The organism is Kitasatospora sp. GAS1066B, from assembly GCF_041262605.1.
Taxonomy (GTDB): Bacteria; Actinomycetota; Actinomycetes; order Streptomycetales; family Streptomycetaceae; genus Kitasatospora.
Genome location: NZ_JBGCCO010000008.1, coordinates 1 through 23840 on the forward strand (window position 1 = coordinate 1; position 23840 = coordinate 23840).

A 23840-nucleotide genomic window follows, 5' to 3' on the forward strand; every position below is an offset into this window, starting at 1 on the left:
CCGGGGCGGGTGGCGGAACGGGGGGGGGGGCGCCCGGGGGGGGGGGGGGGGGGTGGGGCGGGGGGGGGGGGGGGGGGGGCCCCCCGGGGGGGGCCCGGGGGGGGGGGCCCCCCCCCGGGCCCGCCGCTCGTGTCGTGCGGTTCCGCAGACGTGCGGCTCAGAACTTGATGCCGCCGAGCAGGTTGGCCAGGCTCGCGCCGCCGGCCTGGATGCTCGGGGCGATCGCGGTGCCCGCGAGGTAGAAGCCGAAGAGGGCGCAGACCAAGGCGTGCGAGACCTTGAGCCCGTCCCGCCGGAAGAAGAGGAACGCGATGGTGCCGAACAGGACGATGCCGGAGATGGACAGGATCACGGGGACTGCTCCTCGGTGAGGCGGGACGGGGTGCCACTGCCGGGGCATGGCAGCGATGGGGTGGTCCGCGAGGCCATACAGGGGACAGTGTCACGGAGAGTGCCCCAATCCTGACAAAAAGTAATAGATGACGGAACGGAGCAAATGGGTGGTCTTCGCTCGAAGCCGCAGGCCGGAGGCGGGAACGAAGGTTCGGGTGGGCGCCCGGCGCTGGCCCGGCGGACGGAATTCACGGACTTTCGCGCGCGTCGGAGGCGGCGGGGACGACCGTCGGGCGACGCGCCGAATTCGCTCGAACGGTGGCGTGCCCACGGTCCCGCCGGGTCGCGTCCGGGGCCTCGCGCCGGGGAGTCGTGCCGCGCTCTGCCGTGCCGGGCGCCGCCGGGTGGCCGGATCGCGGACGGTCACTGGCCCGGACGATCACGGACGGCTACGGTTCCGGTGGCCGCACCGCCGCCCCGGGAGGCACTCCCCGGCCGCGACCTGAACCCCGAGCTTCGCTCCCTACTCGAAAGGGCCCGTGATGGCCGACTCGTCCGAATCCCTGCCGCCCACCACCGAGGAGCCCGACGAGGCCGAGCTGATCGAGCTGGCCGGCCGGATCTTCGACGCCGCCCGCGGCGGCGACGCCGAGGCGCTCGGCGCCTTCCTGGCCGCCGGGGCGCCGGTGAACCTCGCCAACGACCGCGGCGACACCCTGCTGATGCTGGCCGCCTACCACGGCCACGCCCCCGTCGTCCGGCTGCTGCTGGCGGGTGGCGCCGACCCGAACCAGGCGAACGACCGCGGCCAGACACCGCTGGCCGGCACCGTCTTCAAGGGTGCCGACGAGGCCTTGGAGGCACTGCTGGAGGGCGGCGCGGACCCGCATGCGGGGCAGCCCTCGGCTTTCGAGACCGCCCAGATGTTCGGCAAGGCGGAACTGCTGGCCCGCTTCGGGGGGCGCTGAGCTTTCCGGTCGAGCCTTCGTGCTCGGCCCTTTCCGGCCAAACATCGAATCATCGGATGATCGGGTTGGTCGCTATCCTGGCGGCCATGGAGCTTCGCATCACCGGGTACGACCACCCCGACGCCGAACTGCTGACCGCCGAGGTCCAGCAGGAGTACATCCGCCGGTACGGCGAGATCGACCGCACCGAGATGCGGGCCGAGCATTTCACCGACCCGCACGGAATCTTCGTGGTCGGCTACCTGGACGGCGCGCCGGTCGCCTGCGGGGGCTGGCGCGCCAAGGACGGCGGTCACGCCTTCCTGCGCGACGGCGACGCCGAGCTCAAGCGGATGTTCGTGGTCCCCACCGCCCGCGGCCGCGGCCTGGCGCGCAGCGTGCTGCGCCACCTGGAGGCGCTGGCCCACCAGGCCGGGCGGCGGCGCCTGGTGCTGGAGACCGGCACCGAGCAGCCGGAGGCCGTGGCGCTGTACCAGGCCGAGGGCTACCTGCCGATCACCAAGTTCGGAATCTACCGGGACGCTCCCGAGTGCATCTGCCTGGGCAAGGAGCTGGCCGCCTGAACTCCGTTCGGTGGTTACCGATGCCGCCGATCGGCCGGTTACTTGACTGATGTCGGTGAATTATCCCTACTCCGGTCGTGGGGTCGTACCACCGGGTGGCGGATAAACCGCGAATGGAGCGGGTGGGCTGGGCTAGCGTCTTCCCCGCTGCGCCTTCGAGTGCTTCCGGAAAACCGGGAGCACTCGTCCCTGCCCATCCGCTATTTCCCGGGAGACCACGTGCACGACAATTGCCAGCCGGAAAGCAGTGCGGCCGCCGCCGACGGAGTCCAGCTCGCCGTGAACGCGCTCGCCGAATTCCCTGTCCGGGGTGGGTCCGGAAACATCGAGGGTCGCATCGCGGCGGCCGCCGAACTGTGCCGGGCGGTGGACAAGGCGCTGGACTCCCTGGTGGTCCGGATCGCGGCCGAGGCGGCCGAGGAGGGCTGGACCACCGGGCGGATGCGCGACACCAGCGCCGACTACCACCAGCGCCTGCAGCAGGCGCTCGCCGTCCCGCGCCGTCCCGCCGACGCCCGGCTCCAGGCCCAGGCACAACGGTGAGCGGGGCTCCGATGACGACGTACCGCAACGCCCACGTCCTGCGCTGCCCGACCCGGTGGGCCGATGTCGACCAGAACGGGCACATCAACAACGCCCGGTTGGTCGGCTACATCCAGGAGGGAATCTACGATCTTTTCCACCACCACGCCCGGGCGGTGCGGGATTCGCTCTTTTCAGCCGGATTCCTGATCGCGCGGCACGAGATCGATTATCTGGAACAGTTGCACCACGGACCGGACCCGCTGCTGGTCCGGCTGATGGTGGAACGGCTCGGCCGCAGTTCCGCGCAGGTCCGGGTGGACGTCTGCCGGGGTCCGTTCACCTACATGACGGCCCGCACCGTGGTGGTGGCCCGGGATCGGGTCTCCGGGCGGTCGCGCAAGCTGAGCCAGTCGGAGCGGCGCTTCCTCTCCGATTATCTGACGGATGTTCCGTCGGGCGGCGCGTCAGGCGTTTCGCCGGTCGGCGGGACCGCTGCCGGGCCGGCGACCGTGCCGGGCAGGGCTTCGGTTCCGGCTGTGGTCACGGCTGTGCTTCCGACGGTGCTGCCGCCTGTGGGTCCGGTGGTTCCGTCGCCCCGGCCGGCGGTCACCCCGTCGGTGATGGCCCGCAGCAAGCCGCTGTCGGGTCGTTCACTGCCGGCCCGTCAGGGCGCGGGCCGGCGCGGTCCGGGCGGCCAGGCCCGCAAGCTGCCACTGCCGGGCCGCGGGCCGGGCCGGGTGCTCTGCGAGGTGTGAGCACGCACCCGCCGCGGCCGGCCCGCCCCCCGGCCGCGGCGGGTGCGTGCTCAGTCCAGGACGGCCTGCGCGTCGATCTCGACCAGCATCGCCTCGTGCGGCAGTCCGACGAAGACCGTGGTGCGGCACGGCTTGACCGCGCCGGGCGGCAGGTGCTCCGCCAGGAACGCGGCGTAGGCCTCGTTCATCGCCGCGAAGTGCGCCCGCTCGGTCAGGTAGACGCGGAACATCAGCACGTCGGCGACGCTCGCCCCACCCGCCGTCAGGACGGCCCGGACGTTCTCCAGGGTCCGCCGGGTCTGCGCCTGGACGTCGCCCTCGTGGAGGTAGGCGCCGGTCTCCGGGTCCTGCGGGCCCTGCCCGGAGACCTGGAGGATCGGGCCCTTGCGGACGCCCTGGGAGAACACCCAGGCCGGGGCCGGGGCTTGGTCGGTGCGGATCTCGGTCTTCTCGCTCATCGCCGCTCTGTCCTTCGGTCGGTGGGGAGGGGCCAGGGCCTCTCTCACGGGGCGCCGCAGTCGGTGGAGATCGCGGCGGTGGTGACGAGCAGCCGGGGCAGCAGCTCCAGCACCTGCTCGTAGGGCAGTACCAGATCAGGCACCGAGAGCGAGGCGGCCGCGACCACCCGTCCGGTGGCGTCCCGGACGGGTGCGGCCACGCAGTTCATGAACGGTTCGTGCTCGGCCCGGTCGTGCGCCCAGCCCTGCTGCGCTACTTGGGCCAGCTCGGCCAGCAGTGCCTTCGGGGTGGTCAGAGTGCGCTCGGTGAAGGGGGTGAACTCCAGTGTCCTGACCATCGTCTGACGTTCGGTCAGCGGCAGGTCGGCGAGCAGCACCTTGGCGACCGCCGCACAGTGCATCGGCACCGGCAGCCCGATCCTGGAGTACATCCGGACCGGCTGCCGGGACTCGTACTTGTCGATGTAGACCACCTCGCCGCCCTCCAACGCCGCCAGGTGGACGGTCTGTCCGGTGGCCGCGTTCAGCTCGGCCAGGTGGGCGGTGGCCACCCGGCGCACCGAGCGCTGCTCCAGCGCCCGGCTGGAGAGTGCGAAGAGCCCCGCGCCCAGGTGGTAGCGGTACTCGCCGTCCCGGTGGACCAGCCGGGACTCCTCCAGGCTCTGCAGCAGCCGCAGCGCGGTGGTCTTGTGCACCTCGAGCAGTGCCGCCAGCTGCTCCAGCGAGCGCTCGCCCTCGGCGAGTTCGGTCAGCAGGGTGAGCGCCCGTCGCACGGTCTGGCTCATCGGTCACCGCTCTCGGACGGGTCGGGGGACGGCGCCGTCACGGGGGAGTCGACGCCCGCCGGGCCGACCCGGGTGGCCGCCCACTGCGCCTCGTCGGCCGCCAGCAGTGCCGCGACCAGCGCGGGTGGCGGCAGCGTGCCCTGATCGCCCGGCGAGGTCAGCGCGGTGGCCGCCGCCAGGTGGCCGAGCCGCAGCCGCCGGCGCTGGTCGAGTCCGCGCAGCGTGCCGGCCAGGTAGCCGGCCGCGAAGGCGTCGCCCGCGCCGGTCGGCTCCACCACCTCGACCCGCAGCGCCGGTTCGGTCACCCGGCGCCCGTCCCGGTCGAGCGCCGTCGCCGCTCGCCCGGCCTCCTTGACCACCAGCGTCGCGGGGCGGGGCAGCAGGGCGCGCAGCCCGTCCGGGGTGCTGGTCCCGAACGCCTGCTCGGCCTCGTCCGCGCCGAGCAGCACCAGATCGGCGCCGTCCAGCAGCTCCGGCAGCACCGCCGGATCGCGGTGCCGCCAGAGCGCGGGGCGCCAGTTGAGGTCGAAACTGATCAGCCGTTCGGCGCGCGGCGCCGCGAGCAAGGTGCGGAGCAGGGCGAGGCAGCTGTCGGAGAGCGCCGCGGTGATGCCGGACAGGTGCAGCAGCCGGGCGCCGGCCAGCAGTTCGGCGGCGGCGGGGTCGTCGAGCAGCTCGGGGCCCAGGGCGGCGGCGGCCGAGCCGGTGCGGTAGTAGTGCAGCCGACTGTTGCCCGGCCCGAGGTCGTGCGGGTGCTCGGCGGCGCCGCCGACCTCCTTGACGTACAAGCCGGTTGGTCGATCCGGGTCGATCACCACGGCCGAGGTGTCGACCCCGTGGGCGGCCAACTCGACGAGCAGGCGGCGGCCGAAGCCGTCCGCGCCGACCCGGCTGAGCCAGGCGGTCGGTATGCCGAGGGCGGCCAGCGCGCAGGCGACGTTGGACTCGGCGCCGCCGACCGCGCCGCGGAAGCCGTCGACGGTCTCCAACGGTCCCGGGCGATCCGGGAGCAGGACCGCCATCGACTCGCCGAGGCAGAGCGCCTGCGCCGCTGTCGCGGCTCCCCGCACTGCAGTCACCAGGCCCTCCCCTTCGTTGACCGCTGTCGTCCCGCATGTTAGAACGGCAACGACAGCATATGCAAAGGGCGTTGCATCATACGCAATGTCCGAGGTGAGAAGCGTGGTGGCGAAGTCATGGGGCAACCGGCAGGGGTGGCGGGCGAGGCAGCTGCGGCCGGGCGGGCGGTCATCGACCGGGCCAAGGTGGCCGAGCTGGCCGCGGAGCGTCTGGACTGGCGGTTCAAGGCCCTGCCGCCAGCCGCCTGGGGGCTGACGGTCAGTCAGTACCTGGCGATCGAACCGACCTTGGATCAGTTCGCCACCCCGCTGCTGACCCTGGACGCGGGCGCCCTGGCACACAACCTGCGCACCATGGCCGACTGGTGCGCGCGGGCCGGTGTGGCGCTCGCCCCGCACGGCAAGACCACCATGGCCCCCGCGCTCTGGCAGGCCCAGCTGGACGCCGGTGCCTACGGGATCACGCTGGCCAACCTGCCGCAGTTGCGGGTCGCCCGGGCCTTCGGGGTGCGCGAGGTGCTGCTTGCCAACACGTTGCTCGATCCGGCGGGACTGGCCTGGCTGGCAAAGGAGTTGGCGGCCGACCCGGCCTTCCGGTTCAGCTCCTGGGTGGATTCGGTGGCGGCGGTGCGGCTGATGGACCAGGCGCTGCGCGCCGCGGGGGTGGCGGCGGGGCGGCCGGTCGAGGTGCTGGTCGAGCTGGGCGGCCCGGCCGGGCGGACCGGGGTGCGGGACCTGGCGACCGCGCTCGACGTGGCCCGGGCCGTCGCGGCGGCGCCCACGCTGCGCCTGGCGGGCGTCGGCGGCTACGAGGGCGCGCTGGCCCATGACGCCACGCCGCGCGGCCTTGCCGCCGTCGAGACCTACCTGCTGCGGCTGGTGGAGCTGCACGACGCGCTGCGCAGCGAAGGCCTCTTCGCGGCGGGCGAGCGGGTGCTGGTGAGCGCCGGCGGCAGTGCCTACTTCGACCAGGTCGCCCGGGTGCTGGCCCCGCTCGGCGCCCAGCCGGACACCACGGTGGTGCTCCGGTCGGGCGCCTACCTGGCGCATGACGACGGCTTCTACCGCGGGGTCTCCCCGCTGGTGCGCGGCGCGGGCGACGAGCCGCTGCGTGCGGCGCTGCACGGATGGGCGCGGGTGCTCTCCCGGCCCGAGCCGGGGCTGGCGCTGCTGGACGGCGGCAAGCGCGACTTCCCGTACGACGACGGCCTGCCGGAGCCGCAACTGGTGCGCGACGGGCGGGCGTTGAAGGGTATGGTGACGGCGCTCAACGACCAGCACGCGTTCCTGCGGGACAGCGACGCCGAGGTTGGTGAGGTGGTCCGGCTCGGCCTGTCGCACCCGTGCACCGCCTTCGACAAGTGGACGTTGATCCCGGTGTTGGACGACACCTCGGCCCACCGGCCCAAGGTGGTCGACCTGGTGCGGACGTTCTTCTGATGTCCACGCTGCTCTTCCGCGGCGCCACGGTGGTCGACGGCACCGGCGCCGAGCGCCGCCGGGCCGACGTGCTGGTCCGGGACGGGGTGATCGCGGAGATCGGCGAGGCCGCGGCGCTCGGTCCGCGCCCGGCGGGCGGCGCGGCCGTCGATGCGGACGGACTGGTACTCGCGCCCGGCTTCATCGACATGCACAGCCACTCGGACCTGCGGCTGCTGGTCGAGCCCGACCACCCGTCCCGGGTGACCCAGGGGGTCACCTGCGAGGTCCTCGGCCAGGACGGACTCTCCTACGCGCCCGTCGACGAGCGGACCCGGCCCGCGCTGCGACGCCAACTCGCCGGCTGGAACGGTGATCCCGAAGACTTCGCGTGGAACTGGCGGACCGTCGGGGAGTACCTGGACCGCCTGGACGGCCATGGCATCGCGGTCAACGCCTGCTACCTGGTGCCCCACGGTACGCTGCGCGCGCTGGTGCTCGGCTGGCAGCGGCGGGCCCCGAGTGCGGGCGAACTCGACGCCATGCGGGCGCTGTTGGCCCAGGGGCTGAGCGAGGGCGCGGTCGGAATGTCGAGCGGGCTCAGCTACCCGCCGGGGATGTACGCGGACACCGACGAGCTCACCGCGCTCTGCGCGGTGGTCGCCGAGTACGGTGGCTACCACTCACCGCACCAACGGTCCTACGGAGCCGGGGCGCTGGACGGCTACGCGGAGATGCTGGAGATCTCGCGCCGCTCCTGCTGCCCGCTGCACCTCGCGCACGCCACGATGAACTTCGGCGTCAACGCCGGACGGGCGGGGGAGCTGCTGGCCCTGCTCGACGTAGCCCTCGCGGAGGGCTGCGACCTGACCCTGGACAGCTATCCCTACCTGCCGGGCTCCACCACGCTGGCCGCCCTGCTGCCGAGTTGGGCGGCCGAGGGCGGTCCCGAGGCGACCCTGGCCCGGCTCGCGGACGACGGGGTACGGGAGCGGATCCGGCTGGCGCTGGAGGAGCAGGGCAGCGACGGGTGCCACGGGGTGGTCGCGGACTGGCGCACGGTGCAGATCTCCGGCGTCCGGGACGCTTCGCTGACCGCCGCCGTCGGACGGACCATCGCCGAACTGGCCGCCGAACGGGGGTGCGGCGGCAGCGAGATCTTCTTCGAGCTGCTGCGCGCCGACGAGTTGGGCACCACGATCCTGCAGCACGTCGGCCACGAGGAGAACGTCCGCGCGATCATGCGGCACCCCGCGCACACGGTGGGCAGTGACGGGCTGCTGGTCGGGGCCCGGCCGCACCCGCGCGCCTGGGGCACCTTCGCCCGCTATCTGGGCCACTACGCAAGGGAGTCGGGCGTGCTGACCCTGGAGCAGGCGGTGGCCCGGATGACCGGCCGCCCGGCGCGCCGGCTGCGCCTGGAGCGGCGCGGCACGATCCGCGTCGGCCACCACGCCGACCTGGTGCTCTTCGACCCCGAGACGGTGGCGGACCGCGCGACCTTCGAGGACCCGCGGCGGCCGGCCGCCGGCATCCACCAGGTCTACGTCAACGGCACGGCGGTGCTGCGCGACGGCCGCCCGACCGGCGCGCTGCCGGGGCGGACGCTGCGGCGCGTGGCGGGCGGGCTGGTTCGATGACGAGCGGCTCCAGGAGCGCACTCGCCGCCGACCGGGTGATCGCGGTGGTGCGCGCGCCGGTGATACCGGACGCCGCCGAGCTCTGTGCCGCGCTGCTGGCGGGCGGCGTCCGGTGGGTCGAACTCACCTGCACCACACCGGACGTGGTCGACCAGCTCGCCCTCGCCGCAGCGGCGGACACGGGCTGCCGGCTCGGCCTCGGCACGGTGCTGACGGCCGACCAGGCCCGAGCCGGCATCGCCGCGGGCGCCGAGTACCTGGTGACGCCGGCCTGCCGCGCCGAGGTGGCGCAGGTGGCACGCGAGGCGGGCGTGCCGGTGTTCCTCGGCGCGCTCACCCCCACGGAGGTGGCGCAGGCCGTGGACCTGGGCGCCGCCGCCGTCAAGATCTTTCCCGCCCGCGCCTTCGGCCCCGGCTACCTGAAGGACCTGCGCGGTCCCTACCCCGACCTGCCGCTGATCGCCTCCGGCGGCGTGGACAGCACCAACGCCACGGCCTTTCTCGCGCAGGGCGCCCTCGCCGTCTGCGCGGGCAGCGAGGTCGTCCCGGCCGCGGCGGTGGCGGCCGGCGACTGGGCGGAACTCACCCGCCGGGCCCGCGCGTTCTCGGCGGCGCTGGCGGGTGGCGCACCCGGGTGACCCGGGTGACCCGGGTGACCCGGGGCGCGGGCGGCCGTCGGCGTCCCGCAGCGGGACGAGGCGCCGACGGCCGGTCAGGAGAGCTCAGAGCTTCGCCAGGAAGGCGTCCGCGATCACCTGGTACCCGGTGTCATTGGCGTGGATGTCGCCACGTGACATGTTCGTCCAGGTCATGATCCGCGCCACGTTCAGCGGCACCTGCTGGCCGTCCAACGGGACCAGCGGCAGCAGCGAGTTGGTGTTGAACGCCTTCGCGACGTCGGCCGTGGGCACCCCGTGCAGCGCGTCGACGAAGTCCAGGGTGCCGTTGAGGGTGTCGGCCAGCGGCACCGACAGGCCGGCCAGCACCTTGCCCTGGGTGCCGGTCATCCAGGCGGCCAGGAACGGGTCGTAGAGGTTCATGCCGACGAACGTGGTCCGCGGGCCGGCGGCCGCCTTCAGCTTGCTGAGGATGGTGTTGAGGTCCCAGCCGGCGGTGGCGATGCCCTTGGCGGCGCAGGCGGCGTCCAGGTTGCCATTGGTGGCGCAGCCGTCCACGTCGTTGGCACCGATGTCCAGGGTGACGGTCAGCTCGTCGTGCCGATGGGCCGTCAGGAAAGCTATCGCGGCGTCGAGTTGGGGGCCCGCGTACGGGTGGGGGTAGGGGCAGCCGCCGTTGATCATCGAGCCGGTGGTCTCGCCCGGGCAGCCGAGGTCGGTGAAGGAGAACGGGTGACCGGCTCTCTGCGCCCGCTGGCCCAGGGTGCGGGCGAGGTCCTGGGCGTAGCCGTGGCCGACCTCGGAGCCGCCGCCGGGCAGGGTCTGGTAGCCGGCCGCGAGCGAGTCGCCCAGGGCCAGGTAGTAGCGGGTGCTGGGGGCCGCGGCCGAGGCGGGGCCGGCGCCGAGGCCGAGCAGAGTGGCGCCGAGCGCGGTGGCACAGGCTGCCGCGCGCAGGCGGCGGCTGAGACGAGAACGCATGAACCCTCCCGAGGCGACCCGGCGCGGCCCGGGTGGCGGCGCGCGGGTCGAACCCGGCGAGGTTACTGCCTGGTATCGGGGAGGGTAAGAGCTGCGGAACGGTCAGCCGCCGCCGATCATGAATCGTTACCCGTCACCGCAACCGCCATCAGGGCAGCGAGACCAGGCCCAGCGCGAGCAGGTCGGCCAGTGGCTCGGCGATGCTGCAGGTGCCGAAGGCGGTGAACGTCGCCCGGGCGGCCTGGGCCTGCTGGTGGCTGAGGTCGGTGAGCTTCTCGGCGATCAGCTCGCCGTCCCGCTCGCTCAGCAGTGCGGCCAGCTCGCCGTGCTCCGCGCCCTCGAGCGCCGCGTGGGTGGCCAGCAGCACGTTGAGGAAACCGTGGTGCGCGAAGCCGGTGGCCGCGTCGTCGTGCCGCAGCGCGTGGTGCAGGCCGGCCGTGCACTTGAAGGCCAGGCGTCGGTAGACCGCGGCGTAGAGGAAGGAGGCCAGCTCCAGCTCGCCGGGGAAGGCGGCGGGGGTGGTGCCGCCGGTGCGGAACTTGGCCCGGTAGGGGCTGCTCTCCAATTCGTCCAGCGCGAGCAGTAGTTCGGGGCCGCGGGTCACCTCGACGGCGGCGTCCACACCCGGCGCGTACTCGGGCAGCAGCTTGTCGAGCGCGGTGCGGACCTTGCGCACGCCCTCGGCGGCGGTGCCGTCCTGGTCGGCGAGCACCTCGATGCCGGCGATCCGCAGGCGCGGGTCGGCCGCCACCGCGCGCAGCGCCGGCTCCAGGCCCGCGCTGCCGTCGGGCACGATCAGGCCGACCGCCAGCGGGTCGGTGCCCAGGCCCGGGTGCTCGGCGCCGTCGCCCAACTGCTCCAGGAGCGCGCCGATCCGCCCGGCGCCGCAGAGGAAGGGGCCGACCAGCTCCGCGTACCAGGCCGTGCGGTGGGCCAGGTGGGCGGGCACGGCCTGCGGCAGCGGCAGGTCGCCGGGCGGGAAGATCGCCGCGTCGTCGCAGAGCCCGGCGAAGAGCGGGGGGATCACGCTCTGGGGGGTCTGAGGGATCGTCATCGGGGGCTCGTCCTTCGGGTCGCGGCGGGGCACGGCGATGTGTCCCTGGTGCCCGAGCCTGCCGCAGGTCGCCGTGGTGGGGCAAGGGGCTCCCCGGGCCGGGGGCTGACACGCGCTGAACGGGTGAGAATGCGCGGCCCGCCTGACCGGAGGAGATAGCTGTAGGCGCGACGCGCCATCACCGAGTGCGCGCAGCCCATCACTGGAGGTAGTCATGCGGATTGCTCCCGCTTCGATCCGGCTCCGCCCCCGTCCCGGCAGATCGGGCGCCGCCGGGCTGCTCGGCGCGGCCGTGCTCGCGCTGCTGGCCGGTGCCGCCCCCGCCGGCGCGGTCAACGGGGCGGTCGCCGGTCCGCCGAACGCCCCGATCAACCGTCCGGCCGCCGGTCCGGCGGGCCCGACCGGCGGCGGGGCCGTGGCCGTGGACGCGGTCGGCACCGTCGGGTCGGACGGCACCGTCACGCTCTCCGGCAGCTACCGCTGTCTGACCGGTGGGGCGGTCTTCGTCAGCAGCAGCCTGCGGATCGGCGACCAGTCCCGCAGCATCGGCAACGGCACCAGGGCCACCTGCGACGGGAGCCCGCACCGCTGGTCCAGCCAGGAGAAGCCGTACGCGCTCGACGCCAGGCCGGGCCCCGCCCGGGTGGAGGCGACGCTTGTGCATCTCACCGAGGGCCCGCTGGTGCCCATGCCCGAATTCCTCGCCGTGCAGCAACAGGACATCACCCTGGTCGCCGACGGCCGCTGAGCCGGGGTCGACCGGGCTCGGAGCCCGCAGCTGATGGGGCGTCAAACACTGCCGGGGGCTTGCGAAGCGGCGGGTGCCCCGGATTCCCGGGCCGCCGATTGGCACCCCCGGCGCACCTTATAGCTATACAGCGATTATGAAAAATATGACCGCGTGGGCCGACAATAATGCAGCAAGGTCCGAGAAGGCTCAAATGAAGCTCAAATATTGGTCTCGACCTGCTGGGCTGTAAGTGGTCAACTGCCGTGACGCCGCTGACCTGCAGCGATCCTGCCACACTCAGGATCCGCTCAGCCTTGGTGCGAACGCCCGAATTGGAGCGCCAAAGGGGCGGCGGGGTGCCCGGTGAACGTAACTATTCGGCTGAGGGGTCTTTGCAGATCCTTAATGGCCCGCTAGCGTTCACCGCACTCTCACCCGCCATCTTTGAAGAGGGTCCCCACACATGGCAGTTGTTGACAAAATAACGTCGTCCGGCACTGGTAGCGGTACCAAGCTCCGCCGGGACATCGGGCTGGTAGGCCTGCTCTGGGCCTCAGTCGGCTCGATCATCGGTTCCGGCTGGCTCTTCGGCGCCAAGAACGCCGTCATGGTCGCCGGGCCGGCGGCAGTTATCTCGTGGGGGATCGGGGCCGTCGCGATCGTGCTGCTCGCGCTGGTCCACGCGGAGCTGGGCGGTCTCTTCCCGGTATCGGGTGGGACGGCGCGCTACCCGCACTACGCCTTCGGCGGCCTGGCCGGCATGTCCTTCGGCTGGTTCTCCTGGCTCCAGGCGGCCACCGTGGCGCCGATCGAGGTCGAAGCCATGATCGGCTACTCGGCCTACTGGAAGAAGTACGTCAGCTTCTTCGGCGACCTCCAGCACACCAACGGCACGCTGACCGTCACCGGCTTCGTCGTCGCGGTCGTGCTGATGGCCGCCTTCGTGGCCGTCAACTTCCTCGGCGTCCGGCTGCTGGCCCGCACCAACAGCGCCGCCACCTGGTGGAAGGTCGCCGTCCCGCTGTTCGTGATCTTCATCCTGGCGCTGACCAACTTCCACCCGTCGAACTTCACCTCGCACGGCTTCCTGCCGTACGGCGTCAAGGGTGTGCTCGGCGCGATCAGCGGCAGCGGCATCATCTTCTCGCTGCTCGGCTTCGAGCAGGCGATCCAGCTCTCCGGTGAGAGCAAGAACCCGAAGAAGGACATCCCCCGCGCCGTCATCGGCTCGGTCGTGATCGGCACCCTGATCTACACCCTGCTGCAGGTCGTCTACATCGGCGCGCTGCCGGGCAGCTCCTTCGTCCACGGCTGGGCTCACCTGGCCTACCAGGGCATCGAGGGTCCGTTCGCCGGCCTGGCGACCGTCATCGGCCTCGGCTGGCTGGCGCTCATCCTGCGCATCGACGCGGTGATCTCGCCCGGTGGCACCGGCCTGATCTACACCACCTCGACCTCCCGGATCTCCTACGGCCTGAGCCGCAACGGCTACACGCCGAAGATCTTCGAGAAGACCGAGAGCCGTGGCGTGCCGTGGTTCGGCCTGATCATGGCCTTCATCACCGGTGTGATCTGCTTCCTGCCCTTCCCGAGCTGGCAGGCGCTGGTCGGCTTCATCTCCTCGGCCAGCGTGCTGATGTACGCGGGTGCCCCGCTGGCCCTCGGCGTCTTCCGCAAGCGGCTGCCGAACCGCGAGCGCCCCTACGTGCTCCCGGCTGCCGAGATCATCTCGCCGATCGCCTTCGTGGTCGCCGGTCTGATCATCTACTGGTCCGGCTGGGACACGCTGTGGCGCCTGGGCGTCGCGATCGTCCTTGGCTACGTCCTGCTCGGCTCCTACGCGGCCTACGCGATCGCGAAGAACCTGCCGGACGCGCCCAAGATGAACTTCAAGTCCGCGCAGTGGCTGCCGGTCTACCTGATCGGCCTCGGGGTCATCTCCAAGCTCGGCGGCTTCGGCGGCCTGAACGACATCCCGCTCTGGTGGGACATGGTGGTCGTCGCGGCCTTCTCGCTCGGCATCTACTACTGGGCCCGCGCGGTCGCGCTGCCCACCGAGGAGATCGAGCGCAACATCGGCACGATCGAGGTCGTCGACGAGGGCGGCCACTGACCGTCCGCCGCTGATCGCTGAACGCCGTCGGGCGCACCCCTACCCCCAGGGTGCGCCCGACGGCGTTCCGCTGTCAGAAGGGCCGCGTAGCATGCCCGCCATGACCGCCCATCAGATTCCCGAGGGGGTCGGCCGCACCGCGATCGGCGTGGCCCGGGCCCGCGCGTTCGAGAGCGCCCGGCCGGACCGCCTGTTCGACGACCCGTACGCGGCCGCCTTCGTCGTCGCCGCCGGCGAGCAGCCGCCCCTGGCGCCCCGGCCGAACCGCTCGCCCGCGCTGATCGCCATGGCGCGCCACCTGGTCGTCCGGACCCGCTTCTTCGACGACTACCTGCTGGGTGCCGCCCGCGAAGGCTGCGCGCAGGTGGTGGTGCCCGCCGTCGGGCTGGACACCCGGGCCTTCCGGCTCGCCTGGCCGGCCGGCACGCGGGTCTTCGAGCTCGACATGCCGCCGGTGCTGGCCTTCAAGGAGCGCGTGCTGGCCGAGCAGGGCGCCGTCGCTCCGGTGGAGCGCACCGTGCTCGCCGCCGACCTGCGCGAGGACTGGGCCACGGTGCTCGCCGGGGCGGGGTTCGACCCGGCGGTGCGCACCGTCTGGCTGCTGGAGGGGCTGCTGGTCTACCTCGGCTCGGACGAGGTCGCCGCGATCCTCGGCACCATCGGCGAACTCAGCGCCCCGGGCAGCCGGTTGGCGCTCACCCACGGGCGCGGCAGCAACGAGCCCGCACAGCCGGGCGGCCCGGCCGAGGAGATGGCGCCGGCCCCGGAGCTGAGCGCCGTCTACGCCCTGTGGCGCGGCGGCCTGGACGAGGACCCGATCAGCTGGCTGAACCGGCACGGATGGCAGGCCGAGCGCCACGACCGCGCCGAGCTGGCCGTCGGCTACGGCCGCCCCGCCGACTACCTGAGCTCGAACCGCAGCTTCGTCACCGCCGAGCGCACCGCCGGCTAGGGCCTCTGTCGGTGCGTCGCAAGTCGGCGGTGCGACCTGCGACGCACCGCCGACCACTTCGGATCAGCTGCCGGGCAGCGGGCGGTCCTCCTCGACCAGACGCTTGAACTGGGCCAGGTCGCCGCGGATGGTCTCCTCGATGGCGTGTGACTGGGCGAAGCCGTGCGGGCCGCCGTAGACCTCGTGGACGGCTTCCGGGTCGTACTCGACCCGTACCTGCATCCGGGTCGTACCGTTCTCCAGCGACCGCAGCGCGAAGGTGCCGCGAAGGTGGGCGGCGTCCAGGGTCTGCCAGTTCATCACCTGGTTCTCGCCGTGGTCGGTGATCGCGGTCTCGAAGACGCGTTCCGCGCCGGCCACCTCGATGTCGCAGTGGGCACGGTGGCTGCCGTGCGGGTGCGCATGCCGCAGGCCGGCCACGAACTCGGGGTACTGGTGGATCCGGTGCAGCTGCTCCCAGCACACCTGGACCGGGACGTCGACGTCGATCTGCTCTTCCAGCGTGCTCATCCGCTCACTCCGCGTCCTCGTAGGGTTCGCCCTCCGCGCGGGACTCGTCCTGGGCGTGCTGGACCTGATCGGAGGTGACACCCTCCAGCGCGTTCAAGTCCTCGGCCTCGGTGTCGTCCGGCTCGGTGTCCGCACGGTGCGGGCTGACGGTGGACATCAGTTGCCTCCCTGGAATTCAGGGGCGGTCGGTCTTAGTCCAGCGTGCGCCCGTCGGCTACCGTGGGCAACCGGCCTCAGGCCAGGCCCAGGCCCGGGTCCGGGTCGGCAACGGCTGCGGGGGAGAGGTCGGCGAGGGTGTTCCAGAACATCAACTCGTAGTCCTGCAGCAACCGTCCGTAGCGGCGGCCCTCGGCGAGCCGGGTCTCGTCGAAGCCGCCGGCCGTGACCACCGCCAGTGCCTCGTCGTCCAGTTCGGGGGCCGGCGTGGCGAAGAAGTCGAAGAAGGCGCAGGCGGCGTCGGAGAAGCCGTAGTGCCGGCGCAGCGCCCGCGCGGTGATCGCGCAGTAGTGGCCCCAGGCCGCGAAGTTGGCGGCCAGCGCGAGCACGATGGCGGTCGGCTCGCCGTTCAGGGCCAGCCAGGCGACCTGCCCGGGGTAGGCCTGGCAGCCGGCCAGCGGTTCGCGGGCGGGCAGCGCCGCCTGGTCCAGGCCGCAGGCGGCCGCGAAGGCGGTCAGTGCGGTGAGGGCCAGCGACTCGCCGTCGGCCAGCGTGGCGAAGTAGCCGCCGGCGGGCGTGTCGGCGCAGCGGGCGGCCAGCACCAGGAAGCTGCGCCGGTCGCTGCGCAGGATCCGGTACTGCTGCCCGGCCAGTTCGGCGAGCGTCGAGAGCGGAGCCAGGCCCTGCTCGATCCGGGGCGCCAGGCGGTTGTCGTGTTCGGCCGGGGCGAGCTCCCGGCGGATCGTCAGCAGGGCCTCGCGGGGCGTCGGCGTCATGGCAGCAGGGTATCGGCGCGAGCACGGCCGGCGGTCGACACCGCTGACGTGTCGTCAGAAGACGGACCAGCCGGTGGCCGTGGTGAAAGCGTCGAGCGCGGTGACCGCGCCGACCGAGTTGCCGGCCCGGTCCAGCGCCGGTCCCCAGGCGCAGAGCGCGCCGCGCCCAGGGACGATGGCGAGGATCCCGCCGCCGACCCCGCTCTTGCCCGGCAGCCCGACCCGGTAGGCGAAGTCGCCCGCCGCGTCGTAGGTGCCGCAGGTCAGCAGCACCGCGTTGATCCGCTTGGCGTCGCTGCGCGAGAGCAGCCGGCTGCCGTCGGCGCGCAGGCCGTGCCGGGCCAGGAAGAGGCCGGCCTGCGCGAGGTCGCGGCAGCTGGCGCTGATCGCGCAGTGCGCGTAGTAGTGCGTGAGGACCGCGTCGACCGGGTTCTCCAGGTTGCCGTAGCTGGCGATGAAGTGGGCGAGCGCGGCGTTGCGGTGGCCGTGGGTGGCCTCGGAGGCGGCCACCGCCGGGTCGGTGTCCAGCAGCGGGTTGCCCGACTCGGCGCGCAGGAACTCGCGCACCGCGCCGCCGGCGTCCCCGGTGAGGGTGAGCAGGTGGTCGGTGACCACCACGGCGCCCGCGTTGATGAACGGGTTGCGCGGGATGCCCTGCTCGGACTCCAGCTGGATCAGCGAGTTGAACGGCGTGCCGGACGGCTCGCGGCCCACCCGGTGCCAGATCCCCTCGCCGCCGGTGGCCAGCGTGAGGGCGAGGGTGAAGAGCTTGGAGATGGACTGGATGGAGAACGGCGCCTCCCAGTCGCCCGCGCCGTACAGCTCGCCGTCGACGGTGGCCAGGGCCAGCCCGAAGGTGGCCGGATCGACCGCGCCGAGCGCGGGGATGTAGTCGGCCACCCGCCCGGTGGTCAGCACGGGCCGGGCGGCGTCCACGGCGCGCTGGAGTTCGAGCTGGTAGTCGATCCGGTCATAAAGCATATGAGCACTTTTTCACGACGCGGCGGCGTCGACCAGCGGCCCCCACCGCTGCGGCGGCAGACTGGATGGTATGCCGGAATTGCCCGAAGTCGAAGCGCTCAGCGCCTTCCTGGCGGAACAGCTGGTCGGCCGCGAGATCGACCGGGTGTACCCGGTCGCCGTCAACGTGCTCAAGACCTACGACCCACCGGTCACCGCGCTGGAGGGCCGCACCGTGACGGCGGTCGGGCGGCGCGGCAAGTTCCTGGTGATCACCGCCGGCGGCGGCGCCGACGAACTCCACCTGGTGATCCACCTGGCCCGGGCCGGCTGGCTGCGCTGGCAGCGGAAGATGTCCGCCGAGCCGCCGCACCCCGGCAAGGGACCGCTGGCCCTGCGCGTGCGCCTGGTGGACCCTCCCACCACGGGCTTCGACCTGACCGAGGCCGGCACCAAGAAGGGCCTGGCGGTCTCGGTGGTCGCCGATCCGGCCGAAGTCCCCGGCATCGCCCGCCTGGGCCCCGACCCGCTGGACCCCGCGTTCACGCTCGCCGCGCTGCGCGCGCTGCTGGCCGGTGAGCGCCGCCAGCTCAAGGGCGTGCTGCGGGACCAGAGCGTGCTGGCGGGCATCGGCAACGCCTATTCGGACGAGATCCTGCACGTCGCGAAGATGTCGCCCTTCAAGCTGGCGGCCAAGCTCACCGAGCCGGAGACCGAGATCCTCCACCGGGCGATCGGCGACACCCTGCGCGATGCCGTCGAGCGCTCGCGCGGGCTGGCCGCCGGGGAGCTGAAGGCGGAGAAGAAGATCGGCCTACGGGTGCACGGCCGGGCCGGTCAGCCCTGCCCGGTCTGCGGGGACACCATCCGCGAGGTCTCGTTCGCCGACTCGGCGCTGCAGTACTGCCCGACCTGCCAGACCGGCGGCAAGCCGCTGGCCGACCGGCGGCTCTCCCGGCTGCTCAAGTGACGGCGAGGGTATGGCGGTGACGCTGCGGGGTATGGCAGCCTCGCTTCCCGGTTCCCACCCTCACCCGTCCCGTCGCCCGTCCTGGAGCTGCCGATGCTCAGCCACGCCCACGGTGCCACCGACCGCCCCCTGCTGACCGAGACGATCGGTGCCGCCCTGGCCCGCACGGTGGCCGCCTTCGGCGAGCGCGAGGCGCTGGTCGACGTCCCCAGCGGCCGGCGCTGGACCTACCGTCAACTCGCCGCCGAGGTGGACGCGGTGGCGCACGGGCTGCTCGCGCTCGGCGTGCGGACCGGCGACCGGGTCGGCATCTGGTCGCCGAACTGCGCCGAGTGGGTGCTGGTGCAGTACGCGACCGCCCGGATCGGCGCGATCCTGGTGAACATCAACCCGGCCTACCGCACCCACGAACTCGAGTACGTGCTGCGCCAGTCCGGGATCGGCGTGGTGGTGGCGATGCCCGCCTACAAGACCTCCGAGTACGCGGCGATGCTGGCGGCGGCCCGGCCGAACTGCCCGGAGCTGCGCGAGGTGGTGCTGATCGGCGAGGACTCCTGGGACGGGCTGCTCGGCGCCGGGCGGGCGGGCGACCCGGCGGCGCTGGCGGCCGTCGCGGCCGAGCTCGGGGCCGACGATCCGATCAACATCCAGTACACCTCGGGCACCACCGGCTTCCCCAAGGGCGCCACCCTGTCGCACCGCAACATCCTCAACAACGGGTACTTCGTCGGCGAGTTGTGCGAGTACACCGAGCAGGACCGGATCTGCGTCCCGGTGCCGTTCTACCACTGCTTCGGCATGGTGATGGGCAACCTGGCGGCCGTCTCGCACGGCGCCTGCGTGGTCATCCCGGCCCCGACCTTCGACCCCGCCGCCACCCTGGCCGCCGTCGCCGCCGAGCGCTGCACCTCGCTCTACGGCGTGCCGACCATGTTCATCGCCGAACTCGACGACCCCGGCTTCGCCGACCACGACCTGAGCTCGCTGCGCACCGGCATCATGGCCGGCTCGCCCTGCCCGGCCGAAGTGATGCGGCAGGTCATCGAGCGGATGCACATGCGCGACGTGTCGATCTGCTACGGCATGACCGAGACCTCCCCGGTCTCCACCCAGACCCGCCGCGAGGACGGCTTCGAGCAGCGGATCGCCACCGTCGGCCGGGTCGGGCCGCAGTTGGAGGTCAAGGTGATCGACCCGGCCACCGGCGCGACCCTGGAGCGCGGCACGCCCGGCGAACTGTGCACCCGGGGCTACTCGGTGATGATCGGCTACTGGGAGCAGCCCGAGCGCACCGCCGAGGTGCTGGACGCCGAGGGCTGGATGCACACCGGCGACCTCGCGGTGATGGACCGGGACGGGTACCTGGCGATCACCGGGCGGATCAAGGACCTGGTGATCCGGGGCGGCGAGAACATCTACCCCCGGGAGATCGAGGAGTTCCTGCTCACCCACCCCGACATCCTGGACGTCCAGGTGGTCGGGGTGCCGGACGAGAAGTACGGCGAGGAGCTGATGGCCTGGATCCGGCTGCGGACCGGTGCCCCCGGGCTGACCGCCGAGATGCTGCGGGCGTACTGCACGGGGCGCCTGGCGCACTACAAGATCCCGCGGTACGTGCACCTGGCGGACGCCTTCCCGATGACCGTGACCGGCAAGGTGCGCAAGGTGGAGATGCGCGAGGAGGCGGTGCGGCTGCTCGCCCAACAGGGCTGACGGTCCGTCAGTCCCGCGCCTTGGCGACCCGGTCCGCGAGCGCGGCGGGCATCGGGTCGTAGCGCAGCGGGCTGCGGGTGAACGAGCCGGTGCCGTGCGAGAGCGAGCGCAGGTCGACCGCGTAGCGGGTCAGCTCCAGTTCGGGCACCTCGGCCCGCAGCAGGCTCTGCCCGGGCCCGGCCGGCTCGGTGCCCAGCACGCGTGCCCGGCGCACCGACAGGTCGCTGAGCACCGCGCCCTGGTACTCGTCCGGTACCAGCACGCCGACCACGGCCACCGGCTCCAGCAGGCGCACGGTGGTCCGGGTCGCCGCGTCGCGCAGCGCCAGCGCGCCCGCCGACTGGAAGGCGGCGTCCGAGGAGTCCACCGAGTGCGCCTTGCCGTCCACCAGCGTGACCCGGACGTCCACCAGCGGGTAGCCCTCGCCCACGCCGTTCGCCAGCTGGGCCCGGACACCCTTCTCCACCGAGGGGATGAAGTTGCGGGGCACCGCGCCGCCGACCACCTTGTCGACGAACTCGAAGCCGCTGCCGCTGGGCAGCGGCTCGACCAGCAGCTCGCAGATCGCGTACTGGCCGTGCCCGCCGGACTGCTTGACCAGCCGGCCGTGCCCGGTGGCGGACCCGCCGAAGGTCTCGCGCAGCGCCACCTGGTACTCGACCTGCTCGACCTGCACGCCGAACTGCGCGCTCAGCAGGTGCAGCAGCACCCCGGCATGTGCCTCGCCGGTGCACCAGAGGACCAGCTGGCGGGTGTCGGGGTTCTGCTCGACCCGGACGGTCGGATCCTGCGCGGCCAGCCGGGACAGGCCCTGGGCCAGCTTGTCCTCGTCACTGCGGCTGTGGGCCGCGATCGCGATCGGCAGCAGCGGTTCCGGCAGCTCCCACCGGGTGAGCGTGGCCGGGGCGGCCGGGTCCGAGAGGGTGTCGCCGACCCTGGCGCCGGTCAGCTTGCCGACGCAGACCAGGTCGCCCGCCACCGCGTGCGGGACCGGGCGCTGCTGCTTGCCGAACGGGCTGGTCAGGCCCGCGATCCGCTCGTCGGCGGCCTGGTGGGCGGCCCCGGCGCGCTGCTCGGCGGCGTCCGGGCCCGCCACGTGCAGCGGGCTGTCCGGGTGCAGGGTGCCGGAGAAGACCCGCACCAGGCTCAGCCGGCCGACATACGGGTCGCCGGTGTTCTGGATCACCTGGGCGACCAGCGGGCCGCGCGGGTCGCCCGGCAGCTCGCTCCCGTCGGTGAACTCGGGCAGCGGCCGGTCGCTCGGGGCGGGGTAGGCGGAGACGATCAGGTCGAGCAGGTCGACCGCGCCGGTGCCGTCCTCGGTGATCGGCAGCACCGGGTGGATCGCGTCGTGCAGCACCGCGCCGCGCAGCCCCCGGGTGAGCGCGTCCTCGTCCAGCGTCTCGCCGCCGAGGTAGCGCTCGAGCAGCTCGTCGTCCTCACCCGCGATCGCCTCCACCAGCCGCTCCCGGGCCGGACCGGTCGCCGGCGCCGACTCCGCCCGGCCCTGGGTCTGCGCCTGGCCGTGAGTCCGGCCCTGACCGTGGAACTCGCCGGAGAGCAGCTCCACCGTGCCGCGCACCTGCCCTTCGCTGCGCACCGGCAGGTCCAGTGGCTGCACCGAGTCCGGGTGCCCGGCGCCGAAGGCCTCCTGACAGCTCTTCAGTACCTCGTCGAAGTCCGCCCGCGCCGCATCCATATGGGTGACCGCGATGGCCCGGGGCAGGCCGAGCACCGCGCACTCCTGCCAGAGCGCCCGCACCGGACCGCCGATCGGGTCGGTCGCCGAGATCACGAAGACCGCCGCGTCGGCGGCCCGCAGCGCGGCCCGCAGCTCGCCGGCGAAGTCGGCGTGGCCCGGCGGGTCGAGCAGGTTGATCTTGACGTCCCGCCAGCCGACCGGCACCAGGGCGAGCCGGACCGAGCGCTGCTGCTGGTGCTCGATCTCCTCGTGGTCGGAGACGGTGGTGCCCTCGCTCACCCGCCCGGCCCGGGGCAGCTCCCCGGCGGCCAGCGCCAGCGACTCGGTGAGCGTGGTCTTGCCGGCCCCGCTGACGCCGACCAGGACCACGTTGCGCACCTGCTCGGGCCGATCGACGGCGGTGACCTGTCCGGCCGCGCCGGCCCGGGATGATGCTCGCTCGGACATGCCGGTGCTCCTCGGACGCACGGGAAAGCTGGTCCTTCGAGCTTTCCACCGGGTCAGGCCGGGGTCCACCGGGGCACGGCCCAAGGGCCTAACGGGAGGCGGCGGCCGCCGCGGCGTTCTCGGGGCTTGCCGTGCGGGTTCAGTGCCGGCCGGCGATCCGGTCGGCGACTCGTGCGATCGGCGAGGTGGTGGGCCGGCCGTCGCGTTCCTGGCGATCCGCGGCGTGGAAGGCGGTGTACATGCTGTGCACGCCGAGCCAGCGCAGCGGCTCCGGCTCCCAGCGGCGGACCGTGTGGCCGACCCAGGGCAGCGTGGTCAACTCGCTCTCGCCGGCCGCCGAGGTCTCCCGCAGGACCAGGTCGCGCAGGGTCCGGGCGGCGAGGTTCGCGGTGGTGACCCCGCTGCCCACGTAGCCGCCGGCCCAGCCCAGGCCGGTGCGCGGGTCCAGCTCGACGGTGCAGCACCAGTCGCGTGGGACGCCGAGGACCCCGGACCAGGCGTGGGCGACGCGCGTGTCGGCGGCGGCCGGGAAGAAGGCGGTCAGGATCGCCCGTAGCTCGTCGACGGTCCGCTGGGCGGTGGCCCCGTCGTGGTCGATGCGCGAGCCGAAGCGGTAGGGCACGCCGCGTCCGCCGAGTGCGATCCGGTCGTCGGCGGTGCGTTGGGCGTACATGTAGGCGTGCGCCAGGTCGCCCAGGGTCTCCCGGCGCTGCCAGCCGACCTGCTCCCAGAACGACGCCGGCAGCGGATCGGTGACGATCATGGAGGAGTTCATCGGCAGCCAGGTCCGCCGCTGGCCGCGCAGGGCCGCGGTGAATCCCTCGGTGGCCCGGAGCACGAACCGGGCGGAGACCGTCCCGCGCGCGGTGACGGCCTGGGCCTGCCGCTCGGCGCCGGCGGGCCGGATCTCGGTGACCGTGGTGCCCTCGTACACCTCGACGCCGAGGCCCAGTACCGTGGCGGCCAGGCCTCTGACCAGGCGGGCCGGCTGGATCCGGGCGCCATGCGGACTCCAGCTCGCGCCCAGCGTGCCGGCCACGGCGAGCCGTTCGGCGGCCTCGGTGGCCGAGAGCAGCAACTGGTCCTGCTGGCCGAAGGCGTGCTCCTCGGCGACGAACGCCTGCAGACGGGCCAGTTGTGGCCGGCTGCGGGCCACCTCCAGCACCCCGCCCTTGACGATGTCGGCCTCGATGCCCTCGGCGTCGGCGGCCCTGATCACCTCGTCCACCGAGGCGTTCATGGCCTGTTGCATGCGGATCGCGGCGTCCTTGCCGTGGCTGCGGGCGAAGGCCGCGCGGCCGGCGAACCCGCCGTAGAGCCAGCCGCCGTTGCGGCCGGAGGCGCCGTAACCGCAGAACCGCTGCTCCAGCACCGCCACCCGCAGGCTCGGATCGGCCTTCTTCAGGTAGTAGGCCGTCCACAGGCCGGTGTAGCCGCCGCCCACCACGCACACGTCCACCTCGGTGGAACCGTCGAGTGGCCGGCGGGGCTCTGGCGCGCCCAGCGAGGCGTACCAGAAGGAGACGCCGCCGTTGGTGGTGGTGACTGTGCCCACGGGAACCTGCTTCCGATCTGTTCCGGTCGATGCTGGTGGGAGTCGAGGTTCAGCTGCATTGAACAAGAAGTTCAGTGAAGCT

Annotated in this window: 24 protein-coding genes; 12 read left to right on the top strand and 12 right to left on the bottom strand. The window is 73.0% G+C overall.

The window, feature by feature from the left end; genetic code table 11:
• Positions 1-157: 157 nt before the first annotated feature.
• Positions 158-352 (bottom strand): hypothetical protein, encoded by a 195-nt coding sequence (locus ABH937_RS10635; RefSeq protein WP_035840595.1) that lies wholly within the window; start codon positions 350-352, stop codon positions 158-160.
• Between the two features lie 523 nt (positions 353-875).
• Here ABH937_RS10635 and ABH937_RS10640 point away from each other — a divergent pair.
• From ABH937_RS10640 to ABH937_RS10655, 4 genes are all read left to right on the top strand, one after another.
• A complete protein-coding gene (locus ABH937_RS10640; RefSeq protein ID WP_280690649.1) occupies positions 876-1301 on the top strand; it encodes an ankyrin repeat domain-containing protein in 426 nt (141 codons plus the stop codon).
• Positions 1302-1387: 86 nt separating this feature from the next.
• Positions 1388-1864, top strand: coding sequence for a GNAT family N-acetyltransferase (locus tag ABH937_RS10645; RefSeq protein ID WP_280690650.1), 477 nt, complete (start codon positions 1388-1390; stop codon positions 1862-1864).
• 219 nt (positions 1865-2083) lie between these two features.
• Entirely contained in the window at positions 2084-2407 is a 324-nt protein-coding gene (locus ABH937_RS10650; RefSeq protein ID WP_370218024.1) for a hypothetical protein, read from the top strand.
• 11 nt (positions 2408-2418) lie between these two features.
• Positions 2419-3144 carry an acyl-CoA thioesterase gene (locus tag ABH937_RS10655; RefSeq protein WP_370218025.1) on the top strand — a complete coding sequence of 242 codons (726 nt, stop codon included), beginning with the start codon at positions 2419-2421 and terminating at the stop codon, positions 3142-3144.
• A gap of 50 nt (positions 3145-3194) precedes the next feature.
• On the opposite strand, the gene ABH937_RS10660 is transcribed toward ABH937_RS10655, so the two are convergent.
• Genes ABH937_RS10660 through ABH937_RS10670 form a run of 3 tightly spaced genes read right to left on the bottom strand, consistent with a single transcriptional unit; the run spans position 3195 to position 5466 of the window.
• On the bottom strand, positions 3195-3602 hold the full coding sequence (locus ABH937_RS10660) for a RidA family protein (RefSeq protein WP_370218026.1): 408 nt from the start codon (positions 3600-3602) through the stop codon (positions 3195-3197).
• 44 nt (positions 3603-3646) lie between these two features.
• Positions 3647-4387, bottom strand: coding sequence for an IclR family transcriptional regulator (locus ABH937_RS10665; RefSeq protein WP_370218027.1), 741 nt, complete (start codon positions 4385-4387; stop codon positions 3647-3649).
• On the bottom strand, positions 4384-5466 hold the full coding sequence (locus ABH937_RS10670; RefSeq protein WP_370218028.1) for a sugar kinase: 1083 nt from the start codon (positions 5464-5466) through the stop codon (positions 4384-4386). Before ABH937_RS10670 ends, ABH937_RS10665 begins: the two co-directional genes overlap by 4 nt.
• A gap of 117 nt (positions 5467-5583) precedes the next feature.
• Here ABH937_RS10670 and ABH937_RS10675 point away from each other — a divergent pair, with 117 nt between their 5' ends.
• Genes ABH937_RS10675 through ABH937_RS10685 form a run of 3 tightly spaced genes read left to right on the top strand, consistent with a single transcriptional unit; the run spans position 5584 to position 9163 of the window.
• The gene (locus ABH937_RS10675) at positions 5584-6906 is read left to right on the top strand and encodes an alanine racemase (RefSeq protein WP_370218029.1); all 1323 of its coding nucleotides are present in this window, start codon (positions 5584-5586) and stop codon (positions 6904-6906) included.
• Positions 6906-8525 carry an amidohydrolase family protein gene (locus tag ABH937_RS10680; protein ID WP_370218030.1) on the top strand — a complete coding sequence of 540 codons (1620 nt, stop codon included), beginning with the start codon at positions 6906-6908 and terminating at the stop codon, positions 8523-8525. The genes ABH937_RS10675 and ABH937_RS10680 overlap by 1 nt, the downstream gene beginning before the upstream one ends.
• Positions 8522-9163 (top strand): bifunctional 4-hydroxy-2-oxoglutarate aldolase/2-dehydro-3-deoxy-phosphogluconate aldolase, encoded by a 642-nt coding sequence (locus tag ABH937_RS10685; protein WP_280690658.1) that lies wholly within the window; start codon positions 8522-8524, stop codon positions 9161-9163. The genes ABH937_RS10680 and ABH937_RS10685 overlap by 4 nt, the downstream gene beginning before the upstream one ends.
• 84 nt (positions 9164-9247) lie before the next feature.
• Here the strand turns inward: ABH937_RS10685 and ABH937_RS10690 are convergent, their stop codons facing one another.
• Positions 9248-10120 carry an SGNH/GDSL hydrolase family protein gene (locus ABH937_RS10690; RefSeq protein WP_280690659.1) on the bottom strand — a complete coding sequence of 291 codons (873 nt, stop codon included), beginning with the start codon at positions 10118-10120 and terminating at the stop codon, positions 9248-9250.
• 148 nt (positions 10121-10268) lie between these two features.
• Positions 10269-11174, bottom strand: a complete 906-nt coding sequence (locus tag ABH937_RS10695) for a hypothetical protein (RefSeq protein ID WP_280690660.1) — start codon at positions 11172-11174, stop codon at positions 10269-10271.
• Positions 11175-11388: 214 nt separating this feature from the next.
• On the opposite strand from ABH937_RS10695, the gene ABH937_RS10700 reads away from it, so the two are divergent.
• The 3 genes from ABH937_RS10700 to ABH937_RS10710 all read left to right on the top strand — a co-directional run bounded on the left by ABH937_RS10700 (position 11389) and on the right by ABH937_RS10710 (position 14969).
• Complete coding sequence (locus ABH937_RS10700) at positions 11389-11922, top strand: DUF6299 family protein (protein ID WP_280690661.1); 534 nt, start codon at positions 11389-11391, stop codon at positions 11920-11922.
• A 445-nt stretch (positions 11923-12367) separates the two neighbouring features.
• Entirely contained in the window at positions 12368-14017 is a 1650-nt protein-coding gene (locus ABH937_RS10705; RefSeq protein ID WP_280690662.1) for an APC family permease, read from the top strand.
• Between the two features lie 100 nt (positions 14018-14117).
• Entirely contained in the window at positions 14118-14969 is an 852-nt protein-coding gene (locus ABH937_RS10710; RefSeq protein WP_280690663.1) for an SAM-dependent methyltransferase, read from the top strand.
• Between the two features lie 63 nt (positions 14970-15032).
• Here ABH937_RS10710 and ABH937_RS10715 read toward each other — a convergent pair whose 3' ends face one another.
• The 4 genes from ABH937_RS10715 to ABH937_RS10730 all read right to left on the bottom strand — a co-directional run bounded on the left by ABH937_RS10715 (position 15033) and on the right by ABH937_RS10730 (position 17377).
• Positions 15033-15479: an SRPBCC family protein gene (locus ABH937_RS10715; protein ID WP_280690664.1), complete on the bottom strand. Its 447-nt coding sequence runs from the start codon at positions 15477-15479 to the stop codon at positions 15033-15035.
• 4 nt (positions 15480-15483) lie between these two features.
• A complete protein-coding gene (locus ABH937_RS10720; RefSeq protein WP_280690665.1) occupies positions 15484-15636 on the bottom strand; it encodes a hypothetical protein in 153 nt (50 codons plus the stop codon).
• Positions 15637-15712: 76 nt separating this feature from the next.
• Entirely contained in the window at positions 15713-16411 is a 699-nt protein-coding gene (locus tag ABH937_RS10725) for a transcriptional regulator (protein WP_370218031.1), read from the bottom strand.
• Between the two features lie 54 nt (positions 16412-16465).
• Positions 16466-17377: a glutaminase gene (locus ABH937_RS10730; protein ID WP_370146459.1), complete on the bottom strand. Its 912-nt coding sequence runs from the start codon at positions 17375-17377 to the stop codon at positions 16466-16468.
• Between the two features lie 85 nt (positions 17378-17462).
• Between ABH937_RS10730 and ABH937_RS10735 the strand changes: the two genes are divergently transcribed.
• The gene (locus ABH937_RS10735) at positions 17463-18341 is read left to right on the top strand and encodes an Fpg/Nei family DNA glycosylase (protein WP_280690668.1); all 879 of its coding nucleotides are present in this window, start codon (positions 17463-17465) and stop codon (positions 18339-18341) included.
• Between the two features lie 93 nt (positions 18342-18434).
• The gene (locus tag ABH937_RS10740; RefSeq protein ID WP_280690669.1) at positions 18435-20054 is read left to right on the top strand and encodes an AMP-binding protein; all 1620 of its coding nucleotides are present in this window, start codon (positions 18435-18437) and stop codon (positions 20052-20054) included.
• Positions 20055-20061: 7 nt separating this feature from the next.
• On the opposite strand, the gene ABH937_RS10745 is transcribed toward ABH937_RS10740, so the two are convergent.
• Positions 20062-22203 carry an elongation factor G-like protein EF-G2 gene (locus ABH937_RS10745; RefSeq protein ID WP_280690670.1) on the bottom strand — a complete coding sequence of 714 codons (2142 nt, stop codon included), beginning with the start codon at positions 22201-22203 and terminating at the stop codon, positions 20062-20064.
• A gap of 139 nt (positions 22204-22342) precedes the next feature.
• The gene (locus ABH937_RS10750; protein WP_280690671.1) at positions 22343-23758 is read right to left on the bottom strand and encodes an FAD-dependent oxidoreductase; all 1416 of its coding nucleotides are present in this window, start codon (positions 23756-23758) and stop codon (positions 22343-22345) included.
• Positions 23759-23840: the final 82 nt, after the last annotated feature.